The sequence below is a fragment of the Roseomonas acroporae genome, assembly GCF_023223525.1.
Taxonomy (GTDB): domain Bacteria; phylum Pseudomonadota; class Alphaproteobacteria; order Acetobacterales; family Acetobacteraceae; genus Roseomonas_E; species Roseomonas_E acroporae.
Map to the genome: position 1 here is coordinate 79,927 of NZ_JALPRX010000038.1, position 13,124 is coordinate 93,050.

Below are 13,124 nucleotides of genomic sequence, written 5' to 3' on the forward strand. Positions count from 1 at the left end.
CACCCGGCTGGGCGTGGCGCTGCGGCCTGCCCCATGCGCGAATGCGCCCCGTTCAGGTCATCGTCGGGGCGCGACGTCATGCGGGTCCGCACGGGTGCGGGCCCGCATGGTTCGCCGGTCCAGCGCGCGGCCACCCCACCAGCCCGCCGCGACACCGGCCCGCACGAGTCCGGGACTGGTGCGGGCTTAGAGCATTTTCAAGCTGAGCGCCCTCGCTCAGCGGCTCGGAAAATGCGAAAAATCAAAAGGCTAGAGCAGTTTCAAGCTCAGCGTCCTCGCTCAGCGGCTCGGAAACTGCGAAAAATCACAAGGCTAGAGCATTTTCAAGCTGAGCGTCCTCGCTCAGCGGCTCGGAAACTGCGAAAAATCACAAGGCTAGAGCATTTTCAAGCTGAGCGTCCTCGCTCAGCGGCTCGGAAAATGCGATAAATCAAAAGGCTGGAGCCGATCCCGCCTGAAACAGGGACGCTGGATCGGCTCTAGACCGGGGCCGTGGCGCCGTCGGCGGGATCCGGCCGCCGCCGCCGCGAGCAGAAGGCGATGGCCAGGATCGCGCCGGCATTCACCACCGCGGCCAGGCCGAAGACCAGGAAGATCACCCGGGCCGGCTGCCCGGCGGCGAACAGCGTGCCGCCGAGCAGCGGCCCCGCCGCCGCGCCGACCCGGCCGAAGCCCGAGGCCCAGCCGAGGCCGGTCGAGCGCATCTCGGCCGGGTAGAGCAGGGTGGCGAAGGCGTAGAGGCCCGACAGGCCAGCCGCCATGAACAGGCCGGTCGCGCCGCAGGCGAGGATCACGCCCCAGAAGTTCGGTGCGGCCTGGCCGACCAGGCCGGTGGCGGCGGCGCCGCCCAGGAACAGCAGCACCATCAGCGGGGTGAAGGCGCCGCGGAAGCGGTCGATGATCTGGCCGGCGCAGACGATGCCGAGGATGCCGCCGACATTGTTGAACATCAGCGCCAGCGCGCCGCCCTCCGCGGACATGCCGGACTGGCGCATCAGCCCGGGCGTCCAGACCAGTCCGCCGATCAGCACGAGGTAGGTCACGAAGAAGGCGAGCCAGAGCAGCAGGGTGACGGGGGCCCGGCCATCGGCGAAGAGGCGGGTCACCGGCACGCCCTGCTGCCGCGGCTCGCCGCTGCGGAACAGCGTGGCCTCGGCGACGACGCCCGGCGGCGCCAGGGGGGCCAGCACGGCGCGGATGCGGGTTGCCGCGGCCCGGCTCGCGATCAGGAAGCCCGGCGACTCCGGCAGGCGCCACGCCAGCAGCAGGCAGACGCCCAGCGACAGGACGCCGCAGCCGAGATAGACGTTGCGCCAGCCCAGATCCCCGAGGAGGCCGGCCCCGATCAGGCCGGCGATGATGCCGCCGCAGGGCACGGCGCCGAGGATCAGCGCGACGATGCCCGCGCGATGGCGGCGGGGCGCGAATTCGGCACCGAGCGCGAGGTAGCAGGGCACGGCGCCGCCGATGCCGAGGCCGGTGATGGCGCGCAGGACCAGCAGCACCGGCAGCGTCTCCGCCATGGCCGTGGCGAGCGTGGCGACGCTGAACAGCAGGCCGCAGGCGAGCAGGGTCGGGCGCCGCCCGAAGCGGTCGCCGCAGAAGCCGAGGGCGAGGGCACCGACCAGCGACCCGATCTGCGAGGCCGAAAGCAGCGGCCCGAGCGCCGCGGGCGGCAGGCCGAGGTCGCGGGCCATGAGCGGCCCGGTCACGCTCGTGATCTGGGAGTCGAGGCCGTCCATCAGCGAGACCAGGAAGCAGAGCACGAAGATCCCGATCTGGTATCGGCCGATGCGCCGGTCGATCAGCGCCTCGACGTCGACGACATTCGTCGCGGTCCCCATCAGCCATCCCTCTACGATGCCGTGAAGCCGTGCGGCCGGTGGCGTGCGGCCCGGCGCCGGGCGGCGCACCGTCGGCGATGGCGGAGCCGCCTTCTCCCCGTGCGGCGGGCCCTGTTTCGGATCCCTTCCCGGCACCCCGCGAGTATAGGGGCGGCCTGTCGTGCAAGAAGCGGCGCGCCCTTGCTTTTTTGGTATCCATCCATAGCGGCGATGCTATGAATTCCGGCCTTGGCGGGTTGGGGACGCGCCGCCGGCGATGGTGACCTTCAAGCAGAACCTCACGATTCGCCACCTGCGGCTCCTGGAGACGCTGGCGCGGGAGCTGAGCATAAGCCGCTGCGCCGAGGTGCTGCACACCTCGCAATCCGCGATCTCGCGCGGGCTGGCCGAGATCGAGGCGCTGCTCGGCGCCCGGCTGTTCGAGCGGACCACGCGCCGCGTCATGCCGACGCCGCTCGGCCAGAACCTCATCTGGCATGCCGAGCAGATCCTGGGCCAGCTCGATCGGGCGGAGGCGGACTTCCAGGCGCTCTCGCAGGGGATCGGCAGCGCCGTCGACATCGGCATCCAGGGCGGCTTCTCGCCGCCGCTGCTGGTGCGGGCGGTGCAGCTCGCCAACGAGCAGGCGCCGAAGCTGGTGATCAGGCTGCGGGCGAATTTCGCCGAGGGGCTGATCCCGGACCTCGTCCGCGGGCGCTACAACCTCGTCATCACCCATCTCGACGTGCGCCAGTTCGCCAACGAGGAGCTGGTGGTGGAGGTGCTGTACCAGGAGCAGATCGGCGTGCTCGCGGCGCCCGGGCACCCGCACACCCGGCGGCGGCGCCTGCACTGGAAGGACCTGGTGGAGGACCGCTGGGCGATGATCCCCGCCGAGACCTCCACCCGCCGCATCGTGGAGCGCAACCTGCTGCTGCACGCGCCCGGCCGCACCCCGATCATCGTCGAGGCGCTGGAGCTGCACTACGTCGTCAGCCTGGTGCGCGAGGCCGGGATGCTGACGGCGCTGCCGCTGCGGCTCGCCCGCTGGTTCGATGCCGAGCTGGGCGTCGCCCGGGTGCTGCCGCTGGAGGGGGATGCGGCCGGCTGGTCGGTCTGCGTCGCGCGGCTGCGCTCGCGCCGCCTGTCGCCGGCGGAGACGCTGTTCCTGAACTGCCTGCGGACGGCCTGCGCCGGCCAGGAGGAGAGCGGCTGACGCGGCCGCCGCGCCCCGGCCGGGGGCGGCGGGGACTGATATCAGCATGGCTATGAAAGCCTGCGGAAATGGCAGCGGTCCCGGGCTTCTCCGGGCGCGCCGGCGGATTCTAGCCTTCGTCCATCGCAAGGGATGAGGGATGGCGGAGATGGACGAGGTCGGCGCCCGTCTGGGCAATGTCGACTACACCTCGGCGGGGCCGGGAACCCCGGGGGGGATCTTCCTGCGGCGCTTCTGGCAGCCGGTCTACGTCTCGAGGGAGCTGAAGCCGGGCAAGGCGAAGCCGATCCACATCATGGGGGAACGCTTCACCCTGTTCCGCGGCAAGGACGGCGTGGCCCGGGTGGTCGGCTTCCGCTGCGCGCATCGCAGCACCCAGCTCTCGACCGGCTGGGTGGAGCAGGACAGCATCCGCTGCCTCTACCATGGCTGGCGCTTCGACGGCGCCGGCGCCTGCGTGGAGCGGCCGGCCGAGAATCCCTGCGGCCCGGCGCCGAGCATCCGGATCCCCGCCTACCCGACCCGGGAGCACCAGGGGCTGGTCTACGCCTATCTCGGCGAGGGCGAGCCGCCCGCCTTCCCGCCCTTCCCGGCCTTTCCCGAGGAGGGGGTGATCGAGAATTCCCGCGACCTCTTCCCGTGCAACTGGTTCCAGACCTACGAGAACCAGACCGACGAGGTGCACATCGCCTTCGTGCACAGCCCGGGCGGCTCGCACCGCGACCTCGGGCGGGAGCAGCAGCTCCCGGAGCTGTGGCCGGAGGACGCGCCCTTCGGCATGATCCGCCGCAGCCGCGTCCCCGGCGGGCCGGTGCGCTCGACCCTCTACCTGTTCCCCAACACGATGCGGATCATCATCCCCGGCTTCAACGGGCTGGAGGGCGTCGGCGGCTGGCGCGACACCTACATCACCCTGGTGCCGACGGATGACGAGAACCACCTGCTGTTCATGACGCAGCACGCGCGGGTCAGCCCGGCGGAGATGCCGGCCTACGAGGCGGCGCAGCAGGCCTTCCAGGCGCGCTGCGCGGCGGCCCGGCCGGCGCACGAGGTGGCTCAGGACATCCTGGACGGCAAGCTCGACCTGTCCGACGTGCTCGACCATCCGCGACTGCTGGTGATCGAGGACGCGGTGGCGCAGCAGGGCCAGGGCCGGATCGTGGACCGCAGCCTGGAGCGACTCGCGCATTCCGACATCTGCATCGTCCGGCTGCGCCGCCTGTTCAAGCGCGAGCTGACCGCGATCGCGCAGGGGCAGCGCGGCTCGGACTGGGTCTATTCCGGCGAGCGGCCGGATCGCGGCTTCTGACGCATCGCACGGGGAGAACCAGCAGCATGATCACGGCGATCGTTCGCTACCGACTGCCGCCCAGCATCGGCAAGGAGGAATGCCGGGCGCATTTCCTCCGCATCTCGAAGGGCTTCGGTGAAGCCGACGGGCTGATCCGCAAGCAGTTCATCTGGAACGAGACGGGGACGGCCGGCGGCGTCTACCAGTGGCGGTCGATCGAGCAGGCCAAGCGATTCTACCAGGGGTCCTGGCTGGCCGGGATCCTGGAGCGCTACGGCATGTACCCGGAGATCGAGTACTTCACGACCTTCGCCATCACCGACAATCCCGGCGGCGTGGTCACGGTTCCGGAGGAATAGGGGTCGCCCAGAGAACGCGCCCCTGGGAACTCGCCCCTGGGAGCGATCGCGTAAGCGAGGCCGGGAGCGTCCGGCGGACGGCGCCCGGCGGACGGCGACGGCCGTGAGGCGGCGCCGGTGCGCTCGGCGCCCCGTGTCATGCCCGTCGTGCGGCGCGAGACCTCCTGCGTCCCGGCCGCCGCCTCGGTCACGGCGCGGCCGATCTCCTTCGTCGGGATCGACTGCTCCTCGGCCGCGGCGGCGACCGAGGCCGACTGCTCGGCGCTGGCCCGCGCCGTCCCGTTCATCTCGCCGGCGGTGGCATCGGCTCGGTGGCGGCGGTGCCGGAGCGGCTTGCGCCCGGCATGACCAGGCGGAAGCCGCCCTGGCCTTCTTCGCGCCTCCGCCGTCGAGCCGTGCGGTGCGTCCACCCGGCCTGGGGATGCGCCGGGCGGCGCGAAGCCGTGCCGGCGGCGTCCGGAGCCGTTCCGGCCTGGGACGGTCAGGCCGGAACGGCTCCGGCCCGTGATCCGGCGCCTCTTCCGGAGCGCCGGGCGCCCCTACGCCCGGCATCGAGGATGCCCTACTTCGCCTCCCCGGCGCGTTCCCCGCCCGTCGGCAGCCAGATCCGGAAGGTGGCGCCGGCGCCCGCCTCGCTCTCGATGGCGAGCTGGCCGCGATGGCGGTTGACGATGTGCTTGATGATGGCGAGGCCGAGTCCGGTGCCGCCGGCCGAGCGCGAGCGGCCGCTGTCCACCCGGTAGAAGCGCTCGGTCAGGCGCGGGATGTGCTCGCGCGGGATGCCCGGCCCGTCGTCGCTCACCGCGAGCGACACGCCGGGCCGGCGCCGGATCGCCTGCGCGGCGAGGGCGACCCGCACCGTGCCGCCCTCCCGCCCGTGCCGCACCGCGTTGTCCATCAGGTTGCGCACCACCTGCGCCACCTGCCCGGCATCGGCCGGCGCCGCCGGCGGCGCCTCGCCCAGCTCCAGCAGCAGCCGGGCCCCGCGCCGCGCGAGGATCGGCGCCATCGCCTCGGCCTCGGCGCGGATGATGGCGGCGAGGTCGGCGGTGCCGGCGGGCGGGGTGTGCTCGGTCAGCTCGATGCGCGAGAGGCCGAGCAGGTCGTCGATCAGCCGCTGCATGCGCTCCGCCTGCCCGGCCATGATGCCGAGGAAGCGATGCCGCGCCTCGGCGTCGTCCTCGGCCGGGCCGCGCAGCGTCTCGATGAAGCCGAGCAGCGAGGCGAGCGGGGTGCGCAGCTCGTGGCTGGCATTGGCCACGAAGTCGGCGCGCATGCGCTCCACCAGCCGCTCGCGCGTGCGGTCGGCCAGCAGCACCAGCAGGCGGCCGCCGTCGGGCCGGTCGGGCGCCAGGGGAATGACCTGCATCGACAGGTCCCGCGCCACCGGCACCGGCAGCACCAGATCGGCGAATTGCGGCGTGTTGTCGGCCAGCACCCGGTCCGCCGCCTCGGCCAGGACGGGATGGCGCAGCAGCGCCGCCAATTCGCCCGTGGCGCGGCCGGTCGGGGAAGGGAGGGTGGGCGCGCCCCGCGCGCCCGGCCCGCCCTCCCCTGGTCCTGCCCCCTGTCCCGCCGGCGCGGCCTCCGGCCTGGCCGCCGGGCCGGCGGCGCCGGCAGGGGGCGCGGGCGGCTCGGACGGATCGGCGTCGGGCGGCGCGGCGCCGATCAGCGCCCGCGCGGCGCGGTTGGCGCGCAGCAGGGCACGCCGGGAATCGAGCACCAGCAGCGGGTCGGGCAGGGCCTCGATGATGCCGGCATCGGTGCCGCGCAGCCGGGCCGCCGCGGCATTGCCCTCGCGCAGCGCCTGGACCAGGCGCACGACGCCCTCGGCCAGCGGCGCCAGCTCCGGCAGGCGGGGCAGCGGGGTGGCGGCCGGCGGCGCCTGCGCGGCCTCCAGCAGCGCGTCGACGCGCGCGAGGTCGGCGAGCAGGAGCCCGGCCAGGAGCAGGGCCGCCGCCAGGCAGGCGAACAGCGCCAGCAGCCCCGGCCCCGTCGCCACCGCCCCGGCGGCGAGCAGCAGCACCAGCACCACGGCCGGCACCGCGCCGATCAGCGCGGTCAGGCGCAGCAGGGCCATGCCCGTGCCCCGCTGCGCACCGGCCGCCGTGTGGGCCGCCGTGCGGGCCGCCGTGCGTCCTGCCTCGCCCTGGCATGACGGGGTGGCCGCCCCCCGCGACGCGGCCCGGCCGGCACGGGCGCCGGAGCGTCCCCTGGGGAGTCCCCTGGGGCATCCCCCAGGGCGTCCCCTGGGGCGGCCACGCCGCCCGCCATCCTTCCCGATCCCGTCCCGGACACCATGCTGCCTTCCGTCCCGACGCCCGCGGCATGCCGCCGCCATCGCTCCCGCAGGCTCCCCCCGCCCGGTCCAACGCGCCGCCCGCCGCAGCGGGCAGCCTCGTGGGCGGCCCAGCGGGGCCCCCAGCGGATGGCCCAGTGGATGGCCCGGCGGACGGCCATGGCTCAGGAGCCGGCGTCCGGCATCGCCGCCGGCTCCAGCAGCACCGGCTGCCCCGGCTGCACCTCCAGCACGGCGAGGCCGCGCTGCGCGCGCCCGTCCGGCAGCAGCCGCAGCGGGCCGGCGGCGCCGAGGAACAGCTCGCCCGTGCCCGGGTCGCGCACCGACCCGCCGCGCGCCGCGCGCACGGCCAGCCCGGTCGCGTCGTAGGCGATGCCGGCGAGCGGCGGCGCCCGCTCCCCGAAGGCGGCCTGGTAGCGCCCGTCGAATTGCGACTGGGCGACGGGATCCGCCCCCGGGAACCAGGCGCCGACCAGCGCCGGCTCGCTGCCGAGGCCGGGATCCGTCGCCCAGAGCGCGGTGCCGAGGAGGCGCACCGGCACGCTGATGCCGGCCTCGGCCAGCCCGGCCGCCAGGCGCCGCGCCTTCTCGCCGCTCTCGGCGATCAGGATGGCGTCGTAGCTGGCGCGCACCGGCTCGGGCGCCGGCATCGCCTCGGCGGGCGGCAGGGCCTCGGGGGTGCCCGGCGGCGGGGGCGCCGGCGCGGCGGGCGGCGGGGTGGCGCCGCCCTGGACGGCGATGCTGCGCAGCGCCGCCATGGCGTCACCGCGCGGCGGGAAGTAGGCGACGGCCGGGCCCGGCAGCCCCTGCCCGGCCAGCGCCTCGTTCATGGCGGCGGCGAGGCGGCGGCCGAATTCGCCCTCCGGCGCCACCAGCGCGAAGCGGCGGGCGCCGCGCGACAGGGCGGCGCCGACCACCCGGCGCACCTGCTGCGCCGGGGTGACGCCCAGCACCCACACCGTGCCGCCGGCCTGGGCGCTGTCGCTGGTGAAGGCCAGCACCGGCACCTGGGCGGGGCGCGCCGTCTGCGCCACGGCGGCGGTCTCGCCCGCGGTGAGCGGGCCGACCAGCAGCCGCGCGCCCGAGGCGAGCGCGCTGCGCGCCGCCTCGGCCGCGCCGGCGCCGGTGCCGCGCGTGTCGTAGGGGGCCAGCTCCAGCGTGTTGTCGCCCTGCTCGAACAGGGCGAGCTGCGCCGCGCTCAGCATCGCCTGCCCGATCGGGGCGTTGCCGCCGGAGAGCGGCAGCAGCAGGCCGATCCGGGTGCGCGGCGGCAGCGGCTGCTCGGCCGGCAGGGCCTGCCCCTGCCGGGGCATGTAGACCACCTGCTGGGATTGCGGCGCACAGGCCAGCAGCGGGACAACCAGCAGGACGAGCGGGAGCAGGGCGCGTGACAGCAGACGGGCGGGACGACGGGGCGGCGCGGCCGGATCGCGGCACGCCGGCGGACGGGGCGGGGCCCGGCGCGGCGCCGATGGCGGGGCAGGCGGAAGGGCAGGCGGGCCGATCCGGCCTGGCGGATGAACTGGCAAGCGAACCTCCCGAATCGCCGGCATCGCTGCCGGGCCTTACCCTGGTGGCCACGCCGATCGGCAATCTCGGCGACCTTTCCCCGCGGGCCCTGACGGCGCTGCGGACCGCCGACGCCGTGCTGTGCGAGGACACCAGGGTAACGGGCGCCCTGCTCGCGCGACATGGCGTTTCGGTGGCGCTGCAACCCCTGCACGATCACAACGAGTCCGTCCAGTTGCCGCGCGTGCTGGCGCGGCTGCGGCGGGGCGACCGGCTGGCGCTCGCCTCGGATGCCGGCACGCCGCTGGTCTCCGACCCCGGCTACCGGCTGGTGCGCGCCGCCATCGCCGAGGGGCTGCCGGTGACGGCGGTGCCAGGCCCCAACGCGGCGCTCACGGCGCTGACCCTGTCCGGCCTGCCGCCGCACCCCTTCCTGTTCCTCGGCTTCCTGCCGCCGCGGGCCGGCCCCCGCGCGCGCCAGATCGCCGGGCTGCGGGCGGCCGAGCGCGCGGGGCTGGCCGCGACGCTGGTGCTCTACGAGGCGCCGCACCGCGTCGCCGAGACGCTGGCGGCGCTGGCCGAGGGGCTGGGCGAACGCCCGGCCGCGCTGGCGCGGGAGCTGACCAAGCGGTTCGAGGAGGTGGTGCGCGGCACGCTGCCGGAACTCGCCGCCCGCTACGCCGAGGCACCGCCGCTCGGCGAGGTGGTGCTGGTGGTGGGGCCGCCGCCCGAGGAGACGGTGGGCGAGGAGGACCTCGATTCGCGCCTGCGCGCGGCGCTCGACGGCGGGCTCAGCCTGCGCGACGCGGCGGCGGCGGTGGCGGAGGCGACGGGGCTGCCGCGCCGGCAGGTCTACGGCCGGGCGCTGGCGCTGATGCGCGAGGGATGATCCCGGGGGGCACGCCGCCCCCGCCTCGCCCCCGCCGCCGATCCGCTCCATCCCGTCGTTTTCCGCGCGGATTCACGCCGCCGGGCGTCGCCGCTGGAGCCGTTCCAGCCTGACCGTATCAGGCCGGAACGGCTCCAGCCTTCCGGTTTTTCGCATTTTCCGGGTCGCCGGTTGAGTACGCCCGGCTTGCAAACGCTCCGGCCGGCGATCCGCTCTACCGCCCCACCCAGCGTGGCGCCCGCTTCTCCACGAAGGCGCGCGGCCCTTCCCGGAAATCCTCCGTCTCGCGGATCCTGGCGCTGGCCTCGCGGCTGAGGCGCCAGAGCGTCTCGTCGTCCAGCTCCCCGGCGCGGCGGGCGATGGCGAGGCTCTCGCGCACGGCGATCGGCGCGTTGGCGACGATGCGGCGCGCGAGGTCGAGCGCCGCCGCGAGCACCTCGCCCGCCGGCACCACCCGGTTGAGCAGCCCGTGCCGCTCGGCCTCGGCGGCGGCGAGCGGCTCGCCGGTCGCGATCATCCGTAGGGCGACGGCGCGCGGCAGGGCGCGCGGCAGGCGGAACACGCCGCCGGCGGCGGCCACCAGGCTGCGCTTCACCTCGGGCAGGCCGAAGGTGGCGGAATCGGCGGCCACGGCCATGTCGCAGGCGAGCAGCAGCTCCAGCCCGCCGGCCAGGGCGTGGCCCTGCGCGGCGGCGATCCAGGGCTTGGCGCGCGGGGCGCGGACGAAGCCGGCGAAGCCGCCGGTCTCGGTGTGCAGGGTGTGGACGCGGCCGGCCGCGACCTCCTTCAGGTCGGCGCCGGCGCAGAAGGCGTGCGGGCCGGCGCCGGTGAGGATGGCGACGCGGATCTCCGGGTCCGCCTCCACCCGCTCGACGATGGCGCCGAGCGCCGCGGCCAGCGCGCCGTTGACGGCGTTGCGTGCCTCCGGCCGGTTGAGCGTGACCAGCGCGACATGCGGCTCGGGCAGGCCGAGCAGCACCGGGCCGCTGGGCGGCGTGCCGTCGGGCGTTTCGGTCATGGCGTGTTCCCCCGTTCTCTCGTGGCGATCCCGCCGGTCGGGCCGGCGTGGCGATCCTGCCGGTCGGGCCGGCGTGGCGATCCCGCCGGTCAGGCCGGCTGCCAGTCGGCGATGCCGTCCGCGGCCGGGCGCAGCCGGCCCGGCAGTCCGATCGGCGAGCGGTCCTGACGCTTGAGCAGCGCGATGGTCCCGGCCTCCGCGCCCGGCACGCGGGCGAGGGTGCGCCGCCCGTCGGCGAGGCGGCAGATCAGCACGCCGTGCGTCGGCGCGCTGTCGCGGTCGTGCAGCACGGTGAAGGTCTCGATCGCGGCGTCGCCGGCGGGCTCGGGCGCGAAGGCGGGGACGGGGCCGCGCGCGGCGTCGGCGGCGTCCTGCACGCCGTGCGGCCGCGCCACGCGCGGCATGCCGGTCGCGTGCGCGGCGGGGTGCGCGGCGGGGCGCGCGGCGAGCACCACCGCGTGGTGCTTGGTGACGAACTCGCCCTGGCCGTAGAGCAGCCCGGTCGCCTCCGGCCGCTCGCGCAGGGCGCGCACCATCGCGCAGGCGGCATGCGTCATGTAGGTGTTGAGCGGCGCGCCGAAGAAGGTGAGGCCGCCCGTGGTGGTCGGCACCGCGTCCGGCGGCAGGCCGAGCCGGCGCGCGGCCATGCGCGGCACGCAGGGAAAGCAGCTGTACAGCTCCAGCACCGAGAAGTCGGCGCCTTCCTCGGCGGCGATGCGGCCGCAGGCGTCGAGCACGGCGTTCTGCGCGTGGCTCTCGGCGTACTGGTCGCGGTCGAGGTAGTCGCGCGGCTCCACCGCCGAGGCGCCGCCCCAGAGGTGGATCAGCCGATCCTCCGGGATGCCGCGCCGGCGGGCCTCGGCGCGGCTCGCCAGCAGCACCGCGCCGCCCTGGTTCACCATCGGGTTGGCGACCATCAGCTTGTTGTACGGGTAGGCGATGGGCCGGTTGGCGGGCGAGGGCGTCGCGATCTCCTCGGCCGAGGCGCCACGCCGGATCCAGGCGGCGGGGTTCTCCGCCGCGACGCGCGAGAAGGCGGCCCAGAGGGCGGCATCCTCGGCCAGCGCCTCGGCCGGGGTCAGGCCCCAGGCGGCGGCGGTGGCGTTCTCGTAGAACGGGTAGACGTTGGTCGGCTCGGAGGCGGCGAGCCGCCGGGCCAGCGGCCGGAGGTAGCTGCGGTCGCGCACGCGGCTGGCCGTCGGGTCGGGCGCGGTCCAGGGCAGCGCGACGCCGGCCTTGCGCGCGGCGGCCACGGCGTGCGCCGCCTCGGCGCCGGTCACGGCCGCGACCGCGCTCTCGCCGCGCGCGATCCGGCCGGCGGCCTCGTGGATGAAGCGCACCGGGCTCTCGCCGCCGATCGGGCCGTAATTCAGCCGCGCCGGGCGGCGGCCGAGCCGCGCGGCCAGCGCCGCCGGCAGGTCGGGGTAGGGCCAGGAGACGGAATTGACGATGTCGAGGCTGTCGAGCCGGTCGAGCAGGCCGGGATCGCCGGCATCGCCGGCGGCGCGGCGCAGCGCCTCGGCCATCAGGGCGGCGGGTTCGAGCGCCTCCCGCGGCTCGGCCGGGCGGTCCTTGATCTCGCCCACGCCGATGATGACGGGGATGCGGTCCTCGTCCGCTGCCATGCCGATCCTCTCCTCCCGATCGCGTCCGGGGTGTCGCCCCCGTTGCCGCCGGACCGGCCCGCGGGCCGGTCCGGCGGGCCTTTCCTTCCCGGCACGGAAGCCCTCGCCATCCCGCCGCCGGCCACCCGGACGGCTCTCAGCGCCCCAGCGCCGGCGCGATGATCCGCCCGAGATGCACGAGCCGCGGCCCGATCTCCGACTCCAGCCGCGCCACGTCCAGCACCAGCCCGCCCGCGCCGCAATTCATCGCCAGCACCGTGCTCCCGTCCGGCGAGACCAGCGGCACGCCGACCGCGCGCACGTCCGGCTCCCATTCCCGGTCCACGAGGCAGAAGCCGCGTGCGCGGATCTGGGCGATGGCGTCCTCCACGCGGTCGCGCAGCGCCGGCCATTCCTCCTGGTAGCGGGTGGCGAAGCGCTCGTAGAGCAGGGCGCGCTCCCGCTCGCCGATCGCCGCGAGCCAGGCGCGGCCGACCGAGGAGCGCACCATCTCCACCCGGCTGCCCACCTCCAGGCGCAGCCGGGTCAGCGAGCTGGCCTGGCAGGTGTCGAGGTAGATCATGCTGATCCGGTCGGGGCTGGCGATCGAGACCGAGGCGCCGGCCGCGTTCGCCAGCGCCTGCATGTGGTCGCGCGCCACCTGCCGCAGGCCGAGGTTGGACAGCACCGGATGGCTCAGCGCCAGCAGCGGCGCCGCCGGCTCGTAGCGGCCGAGGCGCGGGACGTAGCTGAGATAGCCGAGCTCGGTCAGCGTGTAGGTCAGGCGCGAGACGGTCGGCTTGGGCAGCCCGGTCAGCGCCGCCAGCTCGTTGTTGCCGAGGGCGCCCTGGCCGGGGCGGAAGGCGCGCAGGATCTCCAGCCCGCGCGCCAGGGCCCAGACGAATTTCCGGTCCCTGGCGTGGGCGGGGCCGAGATCGTGGTGGTCGTAGATCAGCCGCACGGCGGAGCGCGACCGGCGCGCGTCGCCGTCCCCGCCGCCGGCGTCGTCCCCCGCGCCCTGCCTCGCCGGCTTGCCGCCCGTGCTGGCCCTGCTTTCCATCCCGCCCCGCCCTGCCTGGACGACGAGCCTAGCCCGGCATTGCGTGGCGGACCAAT

Annotated in this window: 10 protein-coding genes; 4 read left to right on the forward strand and 6 right to left on the reverse strand. The window is 75.4% G+C overall.

Features of this window, described 5'->3' with window-relative positions; all coding sequences use genetic code 11:
• Positions 1–479: 479 nt before the first annotated feature.
• Positions 480–1,844 (reverse strand): MFS transporter, encoded by a 1,365-nt coding sequence (locus M0638_RS10180; RefSeq protein WP_248666871.1) that lies wholly within the window; start codon positions 1,842–1,844, stop codon positions 480–482.
• Positions 1,845–2,100: 256 nt separating this feature from the next.
• On the opposite strand from M0638_RS10180, the gene M0638_RS10185 reads away from it, so the two are divergent.
• The 3 genes from M0638_RS10185 (at position 2,101) to M0638_RS10195 (ending at position 4,689) form a co-directional block, all read left to right on the forward strand.
• On the forward strand, positions 2,101–3,039 hold the full coding sequence (locus M0638_RS10185) for a LysR family transcriptional regulator (protein WP_248666872.1): 939 nt from the start codon (positions 2,101–2,103) through the stop codon (positions 3,037–3,039).
• Between the two features lie 139 nt (positions 3,040–3,178).
• On the forward strand, positions 3,179–4,348 hold the full coding sequence (locus tag M0638_RS10190) for a Rieske 2Fe-2S domain-containing protein (RefSeq protein ID WP_248666873.1): 1,170 nt from the start codon (positions 3,179–3,181) through the stop codon (positions 4,346–4,348).
• 26 nt (positions 4,349–4,374) lie between these two features.
• Positions 4,375–4,689, forward strand: a complete 315-nt coding sequence (locus M0638_RS10195) for a YdhR family protein (RefSeq protein ID WP_248666874.1) — start codon at positions 4,375–4,377, stop codon at positions 4,687–4,689.
• A 562-nt stretch (positions 4,690–5,251) separates the two neighbouring features.
• Here the strand turns inward: M0638_RS10195 and M0638_RS10200 are convergent.
• Complete coding sequence (locus tag M0638_RS10200; RefSeq protein WP_248666875.1) at positions 5,252–6,769, reverse strand: ATP-binding protein; 1,518 nt, start codon at positions 6,767–6,769, stop codon at positions 5,252–5,254.
• A gap of 383 nt (positions 6,770–7,152) precedes the next feature.
• On the reverse strand, positions 7,153–8,310 hold the full coding sequence (locus M0638_RS10205; protein WP_408903306.1) for a penicillin-binding protein activator: 1,158 nt from the start codon (positions 8,308–8,310) through the stop codon (positions 7,153–7,155).
• Between the two features lie 149 nt (positions 8,311–8,459).
• On the opposite strand from M0638_RS10205, the gene rsmI reads away from it, so the two are divergent.
• On the forward strand, positions 8,460–9,386 hold the full coding sequence (rsmI, locus tag M0638_RS10210; protein WP_282571943.1) for a 16S rRNA (cytidine(1402)-2'-O)-methyltransferase: 927 nt from the start codon (positions 8,460–8,462) through the stop codon (positions 9,384–9,386).
• A gap of 214 nt (positions 9,387–9,600) precedes the next feature.
• Here the strand turns inward: rsmI and M0638_RS10215 are convergent, their stop codons facing one another.
• The 3 genes from M0638_RS10215 to M0638_RS10225 form a co-directional block, all read right to left on the reverse strand.
• Positions 9,601–10,404: an enoyl-CoA hydratase-related protein gene (locus M0638_RS10215; protein ID WP_248666877.1), complete on the reverse strand. Its 804-nt coding sequence runs from the start codon at positions 10,402–10,404 to the stop codon at positions 9,601–9,603.
• A gap of 89 nt (positions 10,405–10,493) precedes the next feature.
• A complete protein-coding gene (locus M0638_RS10220) occupies positions 10,494–12,029 on the reverse strand; it encodes an acetyl-CoA acetyltransferase (protein ID WP_248666878.1) in 1,536 nt (511 codons plus the stop codon).
• Between the two features lie 136 nt (positions 12,030–12,165).
• On the reverse strand, positions 12,166–13,068 hold the full coding sequence (locus tag M0638_RS10225; protein ID WP_248666879.1) for an IclR family transcriptional regulator: 903 nt from the start codon (positions 13,066–13,068) through the stop codon (positions 12,166–12,168).
• Between the last annotated feature and the right edge of the window lie 56 nt (positions 13,069–13,124).

Excerpts from the sequence above, each read along its gene's own strand:
- M0638_RS10180 (WP_248666871.1), bottom strand. The coding sequence starts at position 1,844 with ATGGGGACCGCGACGAATGTCGTCGACGTCGAGGCGCTGATCGACCGG.
- M0638_RS10185 (WP_248666872.1), top strand. The coding sequence starts at position 2,101 with ATGGTGACCTTCAAGCAGAACCTCACGATTCGCCACCTGCGGCTCCTG.
- M0638_RS10190 (WP_248666873.1), top strand. The coding sequence starts at position 3,179 with ATGGCGGAGATGGACGAGGTCGGCGCCCGTCTGGGCAATGTCGACTAC.
- M0638_RS10195 (WP_248666874.1), top strand. The coding sequence starts at position 4,375 with ATGATCACGGCGATCGTTCGCTACCGACTGCCGCCCAGCATCGGCAAG.
- M0638_RS10200 (WP_248666875.1), bottom strand. The coding sequence starts at position 6,769 with ATGGCCCTGCTGCGCCTGACCGCGCTGATCGGCGCGGTGCCGGCCGTG.
- rsmI (WP_282571943.1), top strand. The coding sequence starts at position 8,460 with ATGGCGGGGCAGGCGGAAGGGCAGGCGGGCCGATCCGGCCTGGCGGAT.
- M0638_RS10215 (WP_248666877.1), bottom strand. The coding sequence starts at position 10,404 with ATGACCGAAACGCCCGACGGCACGCCGCCCAGCGGCCCGGTGCTGCTC.
- M0638_RS10220 (WP_248666878.1), bottom strand. The coding sequence starts at position 12,029 with ATGGCAGCGGACGAGGACCGCATCCCCGTCATCATCGGCGTGGGCGAG.
- M0638_RS10225 (WP_248666879.1), bottom strand. The coding sequence starts at position 13,068 with ATGGAAAGCAGGGCCAGCACGGGCGGCAAGCCGGCGAGGCAGGGCGCG.